This is a genomic window from Ideonella sp. P3_A4, from assembly GCF_056403075.1.
Genome location: NZ_JBFUGE010000111.1, coordinates 1 through 15303 on the forward strand (window position 1 = coordinate 1; position 15303 = coordinate 15303).

The following is a 15303-nucleotide window of genomic DNA, read 5'->3' on the forward strand; positions in this document are numbered from 1 at the left end:
ATGCTGACCTGCGGCACCTACGACGCGGCGGGCGACTTCGCCTACCGCGTCGGCATCCCCTGCAAGAGCGGCGTCGGCGGCGGCATCGTCGGCCACATCCCGGGCCGGCTCGGCGTCTGCGTCTGGTCGCCCGAGCTCGAACCCTCGGGCAACTCACTGGCCGGCAGCCACGCGCTGGAGCGCTTCACGACGCTGACGGGGCAGTCGTTGTTCTGAGGTGTGGCCCAAAGCGCCGCAGCCTGCGCAAACTCGGGCGTGCCGGTGGGGCGCGAGGGCGCGCCGACACCGCCGTCAAGGCTGCGGCGGCAACTCAGAAAAGAGCTGCAGTTCGCCGTTGGCAATGACCACGGCCAGCGCCGTATCGAACGCCGCGTAGATCGTCACGCCGTCACTCGATCTTTGTCCCTGCGACAGGCCGGGGTTCGCACCAGGTACCGGCAACATCGAGGCGGATTCGTCCACGGTTGCCGAGTTCGCTGTTGTCCAGTTCGCGAGATAGTTGGCGGCCGATATTCGTGCCCAGCCCCAATCACCCCTCGTGTTGGTCCCGAAGGCGCCGAGTTCCTCCGCCCGACCCTGGACCGCGATGCCCACCTGCAGGCCATGGAAGTCGGGGCTTGTGTCGGCGCGAAGGAAGACGAGCGAGCTGCCGGACTTCGCGACCTGGAACGTCTGGCTGTCGCCGTGGATCGCGTCGACCCCGGTGAAGATGCCGTCGACGACGGTCAGGTCGTAGTGGCGCAGCGACGCGGCGGGGCAGTTCTCTGTAGAGAGAAGCGAGTCGGCACACGTCGTCAACGTATTTCCCTCGAACCGTGCCGCGAAAGCGCGCGTCTGGCGAGCACCTCCACCGGCGAAGTCACTCGCGAACATGTTGAACGAGAGCCCGTCGAGCTCTGCCGCGGCGGTAACGAATCGACGGGCAGCGATGAAGGGCTCCGGCCCGCCATTGGCATCGATCTGGCCTATCAACACGTCGAGCCCTGTGCCGAACCGGACGCCGTTCGACGACAAATAGCTGCCATCGTCCAGCTTGTGGATGGGTGAGGTTTCGCCATCGTCCAGCGTCAAGGTGTTGCCCATCATCTCCAGCGTGGCGTTCGAAAGACCACCTCCGCTGCCGTAGATGCGATAGGTGCCGGAGCGCGCATCAGCCACCACGGCGCCATGGCCCGTGGCGCTCACGCTGTCAAGACGGCGCGACGACTGGACGATAAAGCCATTCTCGAAAGTCGAAGTCACGGTGTAGTAGACAGCCACCGCCACGTCGAAGGTAAGCGAGCTGCCTGCAGGCATCACCGGCGTGGTCCATGGGCCCGGCGTCAAGTCCGGGCAAGTAGCGCCACCCCGGGCGCTGCAGGTCGCCGAGCGGAAGCCCGTCTTGGCGTCGTCCGTGAACTCCAGGAACTCGACATCCCTCACCTCGTGCGAGGAGGGGTTGGTGACCGTGATCAGGAAGTGCGAATCCTCGCCGCGGACGGCTGCTGGCGCATCGGTGGAGGTGACTGTCAGCTCCATCCGCGGCGGCGGGTGCGTCGGCCCATCACAGGCGGACAGGCCAGCGGCGGCAACAGCCACCACGACGAACGCGCGCGCAGCGCACAGAAGTGCGCGCCAAGACACCAATTCCATATCACCCTCCCTCAAATGCGTCTGCAGCCCCTCGACATGGGGACCGTCTGCGCGGTGGTGGGGCGGATCTTAGCGGGCGCCCCTTACAGCGGCGGCGCTGCTCAGGGCACCAGCGCTTCGTACGCCCCGATGTCATAGGCGCCCAGCTTCGGCCGGCGGCGTGATTCCAGGTCGTCCTTGACCAGCGCCGAGACCGCGCCGCTGCCGGCGTTGATGGCCGGGCTGCCGGCGTGAAGGTGGAAGTCGCTGCCGGCTGCGACGAACTTCGGGTCCGCCGCCACGGGGGCCTGCGCAAAGTCGGGCACGCCCTCCATACCGCCGAACCACAGGTCGTTGCTCCAGCTGCCTTCTGTGCCACCAAAGCCCACCGAGCCACCGGTGTACCGCGTGCCTGGCGCCGGCCGCAGGATGTTGTTGACGAAGTCGACCGAGCCGGCCTTCAGCCCCCAGTCGTTCGACAGCGTGCCGTAGAAGTCCGACGCCCCCTTCAGGCTGGTGTTGAAGAAGGTGTTGTTGTAGACCTTGGCGCCCTTCAGGTCGACGCTGTTGATGCGCAGGCCGGAGTACTGGGTGTTGAGCACCAGGTTGTCGAACACGCGGATATTGCTGCCGCTGCCGTCGGCCAGGTTGATGCCGTGCTTGCCGACACCGTCGACGACGTTGTGGTGGAAGCTGACGTTGTTGGTCACCTGCGAGAAACCGCCGTTGGTGTAGATCTGCAGCCCGTTGCCACCGGTGATGCGCTCGAAGACGTTGAAGCCGATGTCGTAGCGGCCGTCGTCGTCGATGTAGATGCCGTGGTTCTCCAGCGGGTTGGTCGGCCGGCCTTTCGCGCAAGCGATGTCGTGGATGTGGTTGCCGCGGATCACCACGCCGAGGCCTTCGCCACTGATGCCGGCGGCCTTGGCGTTGTTCGGCGCCGCCAGCGTCGAGGGCCAGGGGCCGATCTCGTTGTTCGTGATCTGCCACGGGCCGGCGCTGTACTGCAGGTTGATCGGCGCGGCGTCGCTCTTGGCGGTCGCGTCCACCTCGATGCGCAGGTTCGAGATCGCGATGTACTCGCCGGAGACACCGCGGATGGCCGACCAGGGGCCCTGGATGCCGCCACGCTGGTTGGCCGGCGTCACGTAGTGAACGTCTTCAGGTGCGTTGGCGCCGATCGGGCCCGGGTAGCGCGTGAAGTGGATCCAGCCGGTGCCCGCGGCGCCGGTGGGCGCTGAGCCCTTCTTGCTCGGGTCGTTGCCAAAGCGCAGCCAGGTGCCGTCGATGCCCAGCGTGTCTTGCCAGGTGCCACCGCGCAGCACCACCTGGTCGCCGGCACGCAGCGCGCCATAGGCACCGCCGGCGTTGTCCTGCAAATGGCGCCAGGGGTGGTTGATGTCGTTGGCGGCCGCGGTGGCGTCATTGCCGCTCAGGGCCACGAAAAGAACGCGGCCGGGGTTGGGGGTGAAGGTCACGTCGACATTGCTGGYCACGCCGTCCACGAGCACGCGCACCGGCCACGCCTGCCCGGCGGCTTTGCCGGTGAGTGCACCCACCTGCACAGTCAATTGCTGCAGGCCTAATCGATCGGCCACCTGCGAGGGGCCGAGGCTGCGGTAGTTGGCCACCTCGACGCCGCCGATGGTGACCTTGGTGCGCGTACCCAGCCCGTCGGGGCTGCCGAAGTTGCGGCCGAAGATCGACAGGTAGGCGCCTTGGTTGCCTTCACCGCCGCTGACCGGGCCACTGGGCACATCGGTGAAGACGACCCGCGGGGCGGCGGCCATCGCGGTCGACACCATCACGAATGCCGCGGCCAGGCCGCGCAGCACGACAGAGGCACCACGGGCCGACGCCCGACGCCAAACACTCGACACCTRCATGAGTCATCCCCAATGGGCCGTTATGGCCGGGCTCGCATGCTAGGCCTGCCGCGCGCCGGCCGCGGTATCAGGGTGTAAACGTTTTCTCCCAGGTGGTGAGCGCACCAAAGTACCGGAGAAACCAGAAGGTTCAGGCTTTGGCCTCCGCCTCCTGCAGCAGCCGCCACATCACCTTGCCCGAGCCCGACTTGGGCAGCGTGTCGGCGAACTGCACGATGCGCGGCACCTTGTAGATCGCCATGTGGTCGCGGGCCCAGTCGATCACGTCCTGCTCGCTGACCTTGCCCTTGGCCTCAGCTCGCAGCACGATGATGGCTTTGACCGTCTCGCCGCGGTAGGCGTCCTTCGCGGCGATCACGCAGGCCTCGGCGACCGCCGGGTGGCCGTACAGCAGCAGCTCGACCTCGGACGGCCAGACCTTGTAGCCGCTGGCGTTGATCATGCGTTTGAGCCGGTCGGTCAGGAAGAAGTAGCCGTCTTCGTCCATGCGGCCCAAGTCACCGGTGCGGAAGTAGGGGCGGCCGCCCTTCTCGACGAACGCGGCCTCGGTCGCGTCGGGGTGCTTCCAGTAGCCCTTGAAGACCATCGGGCCGCTGGTGATGATCTCGCCGACCTCGCCGGCGGGCAGCTCTTCCAGCGTCTCGGGGTCGACCACCATCGAGTCGACGCCAAAGATCGGCATGCCCAGGCACTGCAGCTTCGCGCGTTCGGGCGGGTTGGCGTGGCTCGGCGCCGCGGTCTCGGTCAGGCCATAGCCCTCGGCGAATGCGAGGCCGAATTCGTCGAGCAGGCGCTGCGCCACCGCCTCGGGCATCGCCGCGCCGCCGCCTGAGAGGTAGATCAGGCTCGACAGGTCGAAGCTCTTGTAGTTCGGGCTGCCGAACAGGTCGATGATCATCGTCGGGATGCAGGTCCAGTGCGTGACCCGGTAGTGCGAGATCAGCCGGCCGGCGAGCTCGCGGTCCCAACGCGGCAGCAGCACCATCGTCACGCCGGTCATCACCGAGCCGATCACGCCGTACATCATCCCGGTGATGTGGAACATCGGCACCACCGCAAGGCTGATCGACTCTGCGGTCGCGTAACCCCAGAGCGCCCCGCCCACCGCATTCGGCAACAGCGTGCGGTGGGTGTGCATGCAGCCCTTGGGCAGGCCGGTGGTGCCCGAGGTGTAGGGCAGCAGCACCATGTCATCGACCGTGGCGGTCGGCGGGCCGGCAGGTGCCAGGCGGGCACCGAGCGCATCGGCCCAGCGCGTGGCGCCCACAGGCAGCGGCGGGTCGGCGCGCAGCCATTGCTCGATCGCCGGCTGCGGCGTCAAGGCCAGGTCAAAGGTGGCAGGCAGCGTGTCGGCATAGCGCGTCACCAGCATCGCTTTCAGGCGCTGCGCCTCGGGCAGCCGGGCATCGGCCTCGGCCACGATGCCGGCCAGGTCGGCGGCACAGATCACCACCTTGGTCTCGGGGTCGGTGATGTAGTGGCCGAATTCTTCGACCCGGTTCATCGGGTTCACCGGCACCACCACCGCATCGGCGCGCATCACCGCATAGAACGCGACCACGTACTGCGGGCAGTTCTGCAGGTACAGCGCGACGCGATCGCCCTTGCGCACCCCTTGCGCCTGCAGCCAGCCGGCCAGCGTCTCGGCCTGGGCTTTCAGCTCGGCATAACGCATCGGCTGGCCCAGGAACCATGTGACGACCTTGTTCGGGTAGCGCGCGGCCGTGACCTCGAGGTTGAACCACAGCGTGGTCTCGGGCACGGTCAGCTCCAGCGGCAAGCGGCGCGGCCAGTGCTTCAGGTGCGGGCGATGGGCAGGGGTCATGGTGGGCAGGTCCAACAAGGGGCGGGCAGCATGAACAGGCGCCGATGATGGCGCAGCGATGCACCGGTATAGCCCGGCTGGCCCAGGCACGCCATCGGGAGCACCCGAGTGACCCCTGTCGCACTGGCGACAAAAGACTCGCCGCCAAGGCGCGCCAGCGCTACATTCGGACGGACCAGTCCTGCATTCCTGAGCGCACCGAGATTCCCTTCGTTTCCTTGAGCGAACGCACTGCCATCAACGATGACGACCCTGCCTTGCGTGATCGACATCGAGGCCTCGGGCTTCGGCCGCGGCAGCTACCCGATCGAGGTCGGCTTCGTGCTGCCCGATGGCTATGCGCGCTGCACGCTGGTCCGCCCAGGGGAAGACTGGACCCACTGGGACTGCAGCGCCGAGCGCCTGCATGGCCTGACGCGCGAGCTGCTGCTGCGCCACGGCCGGCCCGCTGGCGAAGTGGCCTCCCTGCTGAACGAACACCTCGGCGGCTGCAGCGTCTACTGCGACAACTGGGCTCACGATTACGCCTGGCTTGCCCGCCTGTACGACAGCGCCGAATTGACGCCGGCCTTTCGCCTGCGCCATCTGCGTGAGCTGTTGAGCGAACAACAGATCGAGCGCTGGGATGCCGCCTGTGCCCGGGCCCGGGCGGGCCTGCGCATCGACCGCCACCGCGCGAGCAACGATGCCCGCGTGCTGCAAAAGGCGCTGAGCAGCCTGCACGCGGGCGACAACGCCCCGCCCTGCGCCGCACCGCCGCAATCGCCCCCGCGCGCCGCCTAGAATTCTTCGGATCATCGATGGATGCGGGTCTGCCGCATCGCTTTTTCCATTTCGTCCATGCCATGCGCCACCCTTTGTTGAGCCGCCGTCAATGCCTGGTGGGTCTGCTGGCCTGCGGAGCCACCCGCGCCGCCGACGCCGGGGCGCCACCGCCGCTGGCCCCGCCGCAGGGCAAGGTCGTCTTGTCGATCAGTGGCCAGGTCAGCCGCACCAACGCCCCCAGTCGGGCCGACTTCGACCTCGACATGCTGGCCGCGCTGCCTCAGCGCCAGCTCGTCACCCACACCCCCTGGCACCAGGGGGCACAGACCTTCACCGGCCCGCTGTTGCGCGATGTGCTGGTGCAGGCCGGCGCCAGCGGCAAGCTGCTGGTCGCGGTCGCGCTGAACGATTACCGCTGCGAAATCCCCAGCGACGACACGATGCAGTTCGACGTGGTGCTGGCCCGGCTGCAGAACGGCGAGCCGATGCGGGTGCGCGACAAGGGCCCGCTGTTCATCGTCTACCCTTTCGACAGCGACGCGAAACTGCGCTCGGACCGCTACTACGCCCGCGCGGCCTGGCAACTGCGCAGCCTGATCGTGCAGCCGTGAACCCTGCCCGACGGCCCATAAGGGCGCGCACCGGTGAGTGCTGCGAGCCGAGGGCCATCGAAGCTCGCCATGAGTGACCCCCAACCCGGCCTGTTCGCCCGCTGGCGGCGATGGGCCGCGCGCCGCCTGGTCTGGGGCGTCGGCACGGTGCTGATCGGCATGCTGCTGGGCACGGCCTGGCTGCAAGCCCGGCTGGACGGCCTGATCGGGCAGGCCGCGACCCTGGCCGACAACAACATCACCTGGAGCTTCTTCCAGCTCGAAGCCGAATTCCACGCGCTGCAGGACGCCTTGCATGCGCTGCCCACCGACCGGCCAGCACCACCCGAGCTGGCCGCGCGCCTGCGTGAGCGCTACGAGCTGTTCGTCAGCCGCATCACGCTGGTCGACCCGCAGCAGGTGCATGCCGAACTGCCCAGCACGCCGCAGCACCTGGCAACGCTGGGGCGCTTGAATGCCTTTGTGCACCGGGCCGATCCCTTGCTGTCCGACGAGGTCAGCACGCCGCTGACACCGGCCGACGTGGCCAGCTTGCAGACTGACCTGGACGAGCTGACGATGCCGGTGCACGGCCTGTCGCTGATGTCCAGCCAGATGACCGTGCGGCGCGGCGAGCAGCGGGACCGCGCGCTGCACGAACACCAGCGCACGACCCTGGCCCTGACGCTGCTGCAGGCGCTGGCCACCATCGGCTTCGCCTTGCTGCTGATGCAACAGCTGCGCGCGGCCTCGCGCCGGCAGGCTGAGCTGGCCGAACTCGCCCAGGGGCTGGACACGGCCCGAGCCGCAGCCGAGGTGGCCAACGAGAGCAAGAGCGTTTTCCTGGCCAACATGAGCCATGAGCTGCGCACGCCCTTTAATGGCGTGCTCGGCATGCTGAGCCTGCTCGACGACAGCCGGCTCGACGATGCCCAGCGCCGCTCGCTGCGCACTGCCCGCGAATCGACCGAGCACCTGCTGGCGCTGCTGAACGACATCCTCGACGTCTCGCGGCTGGAGCATGGCCGGCTCAGCCTGCACCTGGCGCCGGTCGACCTCGCCGCGCTGATCCAGGCGGTGCAGACGGTGATGGCGCCGGCAGCCGAAGCCAAAGGCCTGGCGTTGACGGTGCAGATCGAGCCCGGCACCCCAAGCGCAGTGGTGGCCGACGGCACGCGGCTCAAGCAGGTGCTTTTCAACCTGCTGTCCAACGCGATCAAGTTCACCGATACGGGCGAGGTGGCGCTGCGGGTGGAGCCGGTCACGGCCCGACCCGGCGCGAGGGCGGCGCTGCCCGGCCAGCAATGGTTGGCCTTCCAGGTGCGCGACACCGGTATCGGCATCGACGCCGAGACCCGCGGCCATCTGTTCGAGCGCTTCATGCAGGCCGATGCCAGCGTCACCCGCGCCCACGGCGGCACCGGCCTCGGGCTGGAAATCTCGCGCGGCCTGGCGCGGCTGATGGGCGGCGACATCCATGTCGACAGCCGGCCCCACCAGGGCAGCGAATTCAGCCTCGAACTGCCCTTGTCGGTGCTGACCGGGCTGCCCGGCCCGGCCGCGCCGTCGGACGCGGCGCCGGCGAAAGAGGCCCGGCACCTGCCGCGCCCGCTGGACGTGCTGGTCGCAGAAGACCACTCGATCAACCGCCAGTACGTCGGCACGCTGCTCGAACGCGCCGGCCACAAGGTGCGCTTTGCCGACAACGGCGCCGCCGCGGTCGCCGAGGCCGAACGTGCCCTGCCCGACCTGGTGCTGATGGATGTGCACATGCCGGTGATGGACGGCCTCAGCGCGACACGGGCGCTGCGCGCCAAGCCGGCCCCGCTGGGCGAGGTGAAGATCGTCGCCGTCACGGCCGATGCCTTCGAGACCACCCGCGAGCGCATGCACGAAGCCGGCGTCGACGGCCACCTGACCAAGCCCTTCATGGTGCCCGAGCTCGACGCGCTGCTGCTGGACCTGTTCGGCGAAGGGGGCGCACCGCCGCCAGCGGTGGTCCCGCCGGCGCCCTCGCCAGCTCCGGCTGAGAAAGCGCCCCGCACACCCACTGCGCCCACCGCACCATCGCGCCCGCTGCCGCCCTTGGACGTGACCAGCTTCGGCGAACTCTGCGGGCTGTTGACGCCGGCCGGCGTGCGCCCGCTGGTGACCAGCTTCTTCGCCGACGACAACCAGATCTACGCGAGCCTGGTGGCCGGCCTGGCGCGGCTGGACCAGGAGCTGCCGGCACTCGCGCACCGCTTCAAAGGAGCGGCGCAATTGCTCGGCTTCCAGGCCTTGGCCGCCCAGGCCGAGGCGATCGAACTCCGCAGCGCGCCGTGGACCATGGAAGACGCCGAAGCGGCCGGCGGCGCGTTGCGCCGGGCCTGGGCCACGGCCGAGAAGCTGTGCCGGCGCATCGGCTTCATCGACTGACGCCCTTCCCCCGCCGCCCGGCGCCCGGCGCCCGGCGCAGCGCGCCTTAGACGATCAGCGGTTCCGGCTCCAACCGGATGCCGAAGCGGCCATAGACGCTTTCCTGGATCGCCCTGGCCAGCGTGACGACTTCGGAGCCGATGGCCCCGCCCTTGTTGACCAACACCAGCGCCTGCTTCTCGTAGACACCGGCGTGGCCGATCGCCTTGCCCTTCCAGCCGCAGGCGTCGATCAGCCAGCCGGCAGCGAGCTTGAACTGGCCGTCGTCCATCGGGTAGTGCACCACGTGCGGGTCGCGGGCAATGATGTCGCGGCACTGCTCGGCCGTGACCAGCGGGTTCTTGAAGAAACTGCCGACGTTGCCGATCTCGGCCGGGTCCGGCAGCTTCGAGCGCCGGATCGCGCAGACCCAGTCGAAGACCGTGCGGGCGTCGGGCGCGTGGTTGCCCGTCTCGGTCATCTTGCGTTCCAGGTCCAGGTAACCCAGCACCGGCTGCCAGGGCTTGGGCAGGCGCAGGCGAATGCGGGTGATCACGCTCTTGCCCGCCAGCRCATGCTTGAACAGGCTGTCGCGGTAGCCGAACTTGCACTGCGCGGCGTTCAGCGTCACCGTGCGGCCGGTCACCAGATCGACCGTGTCCAGCGATTCGAAGCGGTCCTGCAGCTCCAGCCCGTAGGCGCCGATGTTCTGCACCGGCGCCGCGCCCACGGTGCCGGGGATCAGCGCCATGTTCTCGAGCCCGGGCCAGCCCTGGTCCAGCGTGAAGGCGACCAGGTCGTGCCAGCGCTCGCCGGCGCCGGCCTCGACGATCACGGCTCGGTCGGTTTCGGCCACGCAGCGCATGCCGCTGACCTCGACCTTCAGCACCAGCTCCGGCATGTCGCGCGTCAGGATGACGTTGCTGCCGCCGCCCAGCACGAACTTCGGCGCCCGGCCCAGCTCGGGGTGGGCCAGCACCTTGCGCACGTCTGCATCGCTGGTGATGCGCACCAGCCGCCGCGCCGTGGCCGGCAGGCCGAAGGTGTTGTGCTGGCGCAAAGGCGCATCATGCTCGACGGTGATCGCCGTGGAAGGGTCCTGCATGGCAGAATTTTCGCCGATCGGCCTGTGCCACCACCGCGCCGGCCACAAAGGCCGCCGCAGTTCACCGACCCGCCCGGCTATCTGGCCTTCCTCCGCCTCAGTTTTCCCCCACGCCAACCATGCCCAGCTTCGACACCGTTCTCGAACCCAACCTGGTGGAATTGCGCAATGCCACCGAACAAGCCAACAAGGAAATCGGCACCCGCTTCGACTTCAAGGGCTCGGACGCCCGGATCGAGCTGGCCGACAAAGGCAAGGACAAGACGCTGACGCTGTTCGGCGACAGCGACTTCCAGTTGAGCCAGGTCAAAGACGTGCTGCTGGCCAAGCTCAGCAAACGCAACGTCGACGTGCGCTTCCTCGACCTGACGACCAAGCCCGAAAAGCTGGGCGGCGACAAGCTCAAACTCGTGGTTCCCGTGAAGGCCGGCATCGACAGCGAGACCGCGAAGAAGATCCAATCGCTGATCAAGCAAAGCAAGATKAAAGTGCAGGCCGCCATCCAGGGCGACGCGGTGCGTGTCACCGGCGCCAAGCGGGACGATCTCCAGGCCGCGATGGCCTTGCTGCGCAAGGACGTGGCCGATGTGCCGCTGTCCTTCAACAACTTCCGCGACTGACCTCCATGCCCCACCTGCCCCGCCGCCGCCTCGCGCTGAGCCTGACGACCCTGGCTCTCGCGCCCTGGCTGGCTGCGCCGGCAGCCGCCCAAAGCGTGCTGCTGTCGGGCACGCTGGGCAGCTCGAAAGCCATCCTGGTCATCGACGGCCAGATGCGCACCGTGGCGGTCGGCCAGACGGTCAGCGGCGTCACGCTGCGCAGCATCGGTACCGACGAGGCTGTCGTGCTGATCGGCGGCAAGCCCTTCTCGGTGCGGCTGGGCGCCTCGCCGGTCAGCCTGGGCGGTGGCGGCGGCGGGGGTGGTGGCGGCGGCGAAATCGTGCTGCCGGCGGGCCCGGGCGGCCACTTCATGGCCAACGGCTCGATCAACGGCAAGAGCGCCAACTTCATGGTCGACACCGGTGCAACGGTGATCGCGATGGGCGTGGCCGACGCGCAGCGCCTGGGCCTGCGCTTCGACAATGGCCGCCGCGGCATGGCCAACACCGCCGGCGGCAACGTGCCGATCTACGAGGTGAACCTGAACTCGGTACGTATCGGCGACGTCGAGGTCTACAACCTCAGCGCCGGCGTGGTGCAGGCCAACATGCCCTACATCCTGCTGGGCAACAACTTCCTGTCGCGCTTCAACATGCGGCGCGAAGGCGACACGATGCGGCTCGAAAAGAAGCCGTAGCTGCATCGGCTGGCTGCGACTGGGGTACCGTCGCGGCTTCGACCGCTTCAGCCCCCCGAATGCCGATGAGATCCCTTGCCCTGTTGGCGCTGGCGCTCGCCGCCGGCCCTGCCTTCGCCCAGAACGCCCCCACCCTGCAAGCTTGCCGCGCCATCACCGACGCCGCCAAGCGCCTGGCCTGCTACGACGCGCTGCCGCTGCCCACCGCGGCGACGCCAGCCGCAGCCGCCACTGCGGCGACCGCGGCCACGCCGGCCGCGGCGCCGACTGCACCAGATCCGGCCAAGTTCGGCCTGGAGGCCAAGGCCGCACGCTCGCTGATCGACTCGATCGACAGCAGCATCGAAGGCCGTTTCGACGGCTGGGGCCCGAAGGACCGCATCAAGCTGGCCAACGGCCAGGTCTGGCAGATTGCGGACGACAGCAACGCCGCAATGAGCGTCACCAACCCCAAGGTCACGATCCGGCGTGGAGCGCTGGGGGTGTTCTACCTGGAGTTCGAGAAGTCCAACCGCACGGCCAAGGTCAAACGGGTCGAGTGACCGGTCGCCCCGCCTGAGGGGATTTGTCGCCAGAGGGACAAGGGGAAATAGCACGATCGTGCTAGAACCCGTGCTGGGCGTAGGCTCGTGTCGCGCAGCGACGTGGTGCCGCCGCCGATTGCTTTCGCCCTCTGGAGACAAGCCGCGATGGACCTGAACCTCACGCCGGAAGAACAGGCGTTCCGCCACGAAGTGCGCGACTGGGTGCGCACCAACCTGCCCGCCGACCTGAGCCACAAGGTGCTCAATTCGCTGCGCCTGTCGCGCGACGACATCCAGCGCTGGGCCAAGATCCTCGGCGCCAAGGGCTGGCTGGGCTATGGCTGGCCCAAGCAGTTCGGCGGCCCGGGCTGGAACGCGGTGCAAAAGCACCTGTTCGAAGAAGAATGCGCCTTGGCCGGCGGCCCGCGCATCGTGCCCTTCGGCCCAGTGATGGTCGCGCCGGTCATCATGGCCTTCGGCTCGCCCGAGCAACAAAAGCGCTTCCTGCCCGGCATCGCCTCGGGCGAGGTCTGGTGGAGCCAGGGCTATTCGGAACCGGGCTCGGGCTCTGACCTCGCTTCGGTCAAGACCCGTGCCGAACGCCAGGGCGACAAGTACATCGTCAACGGCCAGAAGACCTGGACCACGCTGGGGCAGTACGGCGAGTGGATCTTCTGCCTCGTGCGCACCAGCACCGAAGGCAAACCGCAGACCGGCATCAGCTTCCTGCTGATCGACATGAAGTCGCCCGGCGTCACGGTGCGGCCGATCATCATGCTCGACGGCGAGCACGAGGTGAACGAGGTCTTCTTCGACAACGTCGAGGTACCGGCCGAGAACCTTATCGGCGAAGAGAACAAGGGCTGGACCTACGCCAAGCATCTGCTCGCGCACGAGCGCACCAACATCGCCGACGTCAACCGCGCCAAGCGCGAGCTGGAGCGCTTGAAGCGCATCGCGAAAACCGAAGGCATCTACGACGATGCGCGCTTCCGCGACCAGATCGCGCTGCTCGAAGTCGACGTCGTCGCGCTCGAGATGCTGGTGCTGCGGGTGCTGTCGGCCGAAAAGAGCGGCAAGCAAAGCCTGGACATCGCCGGCCTGCTGAAGATCCGCGGCAGCGAGATCCAGCAGCGCTACACCGAGCTGATGATGCAGGCCGCCGGCCCGTTCGCGGTGCCGTTCATGCTCGAAGCGATGGAGGCGGGTTGGCAAGGCGACCAGGCGTTGGGTGGTGCATGGCCCGGCGGCGCCGCGCACTGCGCACCGCTGGCCAGCACCTTCTTCAACTTCCGCAAGACGACGATCTAYGGCGGCWSSAACGAAGTGCARCGMAACATTGTCTCGCAGACAGTTCTGGGCGCGTGAACGCACCCAGAACCGCTGCGAGTCAATGCCTTTTGCATTCCGCTCCCTTCCCCAGCCCCTTCCCTCCAAGCGGGAAGGGGCTCCAGTCAGATTGACGAGAGGACAACGTCATGGACTTTGATTTTTCCGACGACCAGGTCTCGCTGCGCGACGCAGTGGCCCGCTGGGTCGACAAGGGGTTCTCGTTTGAACGCCGGCACGGCATCGCCAAGGCCGGCGGCGCGACGCGCGACGTCTACAGCGAACTCGCCGAGCTGGGCCTGACTGCGCTCGCGGTGCCCGACACGCACGGCGGCATGGGTTTCGGCCCGGTCGAAGCGATGGTCGTGATGGAAGAGCTGGGCCGCGGCCTGGTCAACGCCCCACTGGCGCAAGGCGCGCTGATCGCGCCCGCATTGCTGGCCCACGCGCCCGAAGCGCTGCAGGCCGAATGGTTGCCGAAGGTGGCCGATGCGTCCGCGCTGGTCGTGCTGGCGCACCAGGAGCGCGGAGCGCGCTACCACCTTGACCGAGTCGCCACCCGCGCGTCCGCCGCTGGCGATGCCTATCGCCTGACAGGCGTGAAGAGCATCGTGCCGGCGGGCGACGAGGCCGATGCCTTCATCGTGCCGGCCAACCTCGGCGGCGCCGATGATGACGACACCGGCATCGCGCTGTTCCTGGTCGAGCGCGGCGCCGCTGGCGTCACCGTGCGCGGCTATCCGACGCAAGACGGTGCGCGCGCCGCCGAGCTGACGCTGGCCGACACCCCTGCCCGCCTGATCACCACGGATGGGCTGTCCGCCCTGCAGGCCGGTGTCGACATCGGCATCGCCGCCCTCTGCGCCGAGTCCGTCGGCGTGATGGACAAGCTGGTCGCACTGACTGTCGACTACATGAACACGCGCAAGCAGTTCAATGCGACGCTGTCCAGCTTCCAGGCGCTGCGTCACCGCATTGCCGACGTGAAGATGCAGCTCGAGCTCGCGCGCTCGATGAGCTATTACGCGACGCTACGCCTGAACGACCCCGAGCCGCGCCGCCGCCAGGCCATCGCCCAGGCCAAGGTGCAGATCGGCAACTCCRTCCGCTTCGTCGGCCAGCAATGCATCCAGCTGCACGGCGGCATCGGCGTCACCGACGAGTACATCGGCAGCCACTACTTCAAGCGCTTGACGATGATCGAAATGCAGTTCGGCGACACACTGCACCACCTGGGCGAGGTGTCAGCCCGCATGCAGGACACCGCAGGTGCACTGGCCTGACGGCCAGAGGTTCCCCGAAGAACGCTGTCGGTGATGGCGGCACCTGGTTGAGGCAACCCCGTTCGGCGGCAGCTGTCAAACTAACTGCCCATGCCCCTCACTGGCATTCTGCGCACTTGGCACGACGATCGGGGGTTCGGCTTCATTGCCCCGACGCACGGCGGACGAGAACTGTTCGTCCACATCAGTGCCTTTCCAAACGACGGCACTCGCCCCACTGCAGGCGAGTCGCTGCAGTACGAACTTGGACGCGGCAAAGACGGAAAGCCTCAGGCGGTGCGGGTCGTACGGACGGCGATTGGCGCGCAAGCGCCGAAAGCCAGTCGGTCGACAACGGGACCAAGCAGACACCGACGCAGCTGGGCTGGCTCATTGGTGGTGATGGTGGTGCTTTTCGCGCTGGGCTTGTATGCCTACAGACACTTCGTGAACAGCTCGCGCCGACTGACCCTCACGAATCCGTCGTCCGCTGAGTCGACCAACAGCCAGGCGCCTGATGCTCCGCCGGACGCCCGATGCGACGGGCGTGTGTACTGTTCGGAGATGACCTCGTGCGCGGAGGCCAAGTGGTTCCTCGCCCACTGTCCAGGCGTGAAGATGGACGGCAATCATGACGGCACACCCTGCGAGCAGCAGTGGTGCACGAGTCCGTTCGCGAGGTAGCCCGGACTGCACAACGCAGGGTCAGCCC

General features: G+C 67.9%; 14 protein-coding genes. 10 read left to right on the top strand and 4 right to left on the bottom strand.

The window, feature by feature from the left end; genetic code table 11:
- A partial coding sequence (locus tag AC1DYI_RS12730; protein WP_477204481.1) for a glutaminase occupies positions 1–216 on the top strand: 216 nt, incomplete at its 5' end.
- A 75-nt stretch (positions 217–291) separates the two neighbouring features.
- On the opposite strand, the gene AC1DYI_RS12735 is transcribed toward AC1DYI_RS12730, so the two are convergent.
- From AC1DYI_RS12735 to AC1DYI_RS12745, 3 genes are all read right to left on the bottom strand, one after another.
- Positions 292–1632 (bottom strand): hypothetical protein, encoded by a 1341-nt coding sequence (locus AC1DYI_RS12735; RefSeq protein ID WP_477204482.1) that lies wholly within the window; start codon positions 1630–1632, stop codon positions 292–294.
- A 101-nt stretch (positions 1633–1733) separates the two neighbouring features.
- Positions 1734–3446, bottom strand: coding sequence for a choice-of-anchor Q domain-containing protein (locus AC1DYI_RS12740; RefSeq protein WP_477204483.1), 1713 nt, complete (start codon positions 3444–3446; stop codon positions 1734–1736).
- Between the two features lie 181 nt (positions 3447–3627).
- The gene (locus tag AC1DYI_RS12745; protein WP_477204484.1) at positions 3628–5322 is read right to left on the bottom strand and encodes a long-chain fatty acid--CoA ligase; all 1695 of its coding nucleotides are present in this window, start codon (positions 5320–5322) and stop codon (positions 3628–3630) included.
- Between the two features lie 243 nt (positions 5323–5565).
- Here AC1DYI_RS12745 and AC1DYI_RS12750 point away from each other — a divergent pair, with 243 nt between their 5' ends.
- From AC1DYI_RS12750 to AC1DYI_RS12760, 3 genes are all read left to right on the top strand, one after another.
- Positions 5566–6105, top strand: coding sequence for a 3'-5' exonuclease (locus AC1DYI_RS12750; RefSeq protein ID WP_477204485.1), 540 nt, complete (start codon positions 5566–5568; stop codon positions 6103–6105).
- 62 nt (positions 6106–6167) lie between these two features.
- Positions 6168–6698, top strand: coding sequence for a putative pterin-binding protein (locus AC1DYI_RS12755; protein ID WP_477204486.1), 531 nt, complete (start codon positions 6168–6170; stop codon positions 6696–6698).
- Positions 6699–6767: 69 nt separating this feature from the next.
- The gene (locus AC1DYI_RS12760) at positions 6768–9095 is read left to right on the top strand and encodes an ATP-binding protein (protein ID WP_477204487.1); all 2328 of its coding nucleotides are present in this window, start codon (positions 6768–6770) and stop codon (positions 9093–9095) included.
- Positions 9096–9141: 46 nt separating this feature from the next.
- Here AC1DYI_RS12760 and murB read toward each other — a convergent pair whose 3' ends face one another.
- A complete protein-coding gene (gene murB, locus AC1DYI_RS12765; RefSeq protein WP_477204488.1) occupies positions 9142–10179 on the bottom strand; it encodes a UDP-N-acetylmuramate dehydrogenase in 1038 nt (345 codons plus the stop codon).
- A gap of 119 nt (positions 10180–10298) precedes the next feature.
- Between murB and AC1DYI_RS12770 the strand changes: the two genes are divergently transcribed.
- The 6 genes from AC1DYI_RS12770 (at position 10299) to AC1DYI_RS12795 (ending at position 15275) form a co-directional block, all read left to right on the top strand.
- On the top strand, positions 10299–10799 hold the full coding sequence (locus AC1DYI_RS12770) for a YajQ family cyclic di-GMP-binding protein (RefSeq protein ID WP_477204489.1): 501 nt from the start codon (positions 10299–10301) through the stop codon (positions 10797–10799).
- A 5-nt stretch (positions 10800–10804) separates the two neighbouring features.
- On the top strand, positions 10805–11476 hold the full coding sequence (locus AC1DYI_RS12775) for a retropepsin-like aspartic protease family protein (protein WP_477204490.1): 672 nt from the start codon (positions 10805–10807) through the stop codon (positions 11474–11476).
- A gap of 65 nt (positions 11477–11541) precedes the next feature.
- Positions 11542–12018, top strand: coding sequence for a hypothetical protein (locus AC1DYI_RS12780; RefSeq protein ID WP_477204491.1), 477 nt, complete (start codon positions 11542–11544; stop codon positions 12016–12018).
- 147 nt (positions 12019–12165) lie between these two features.
- Entirely contained in the window at positions 12166–13368 is a 1203-nt protein-coding gene (locus tag AC1DYI_RS12785; RefSeq protein WP_477204492.1) for an acyl-CoA dehydrogenase family protein, read from the top strand.
- A 110-nt stretch (positions 13369–13478) separates the two neighbouring features.
- Positions 13479–14612, top strand: a complete 1134-nt coding sequence (locus AC1DYI_RS12790) for an acyl-CoA dehydrogenase family protein (RefSeq protein ID WP_477204493.1) — start codon at positions 13479–13481, stop codon at positions 14610–14612.
- 90 nt (positions 14613–14702) lie between these two features.
- Positions 14703–15275 carry a cold shock domain-containing protein gene (locus AC1DYI_RS12795; RefSeq protein ID WP_477204494.1) on the top strand — a complete coding sequence of 191 codons (573 nt, stop codon included), beginning with the start codon at positions 14703–14705 and terminating at the stop codon, positions 15273–15275.
- The last annotated feature ends 28 nt before the right edge of the window (positions 15276–15303 follow it).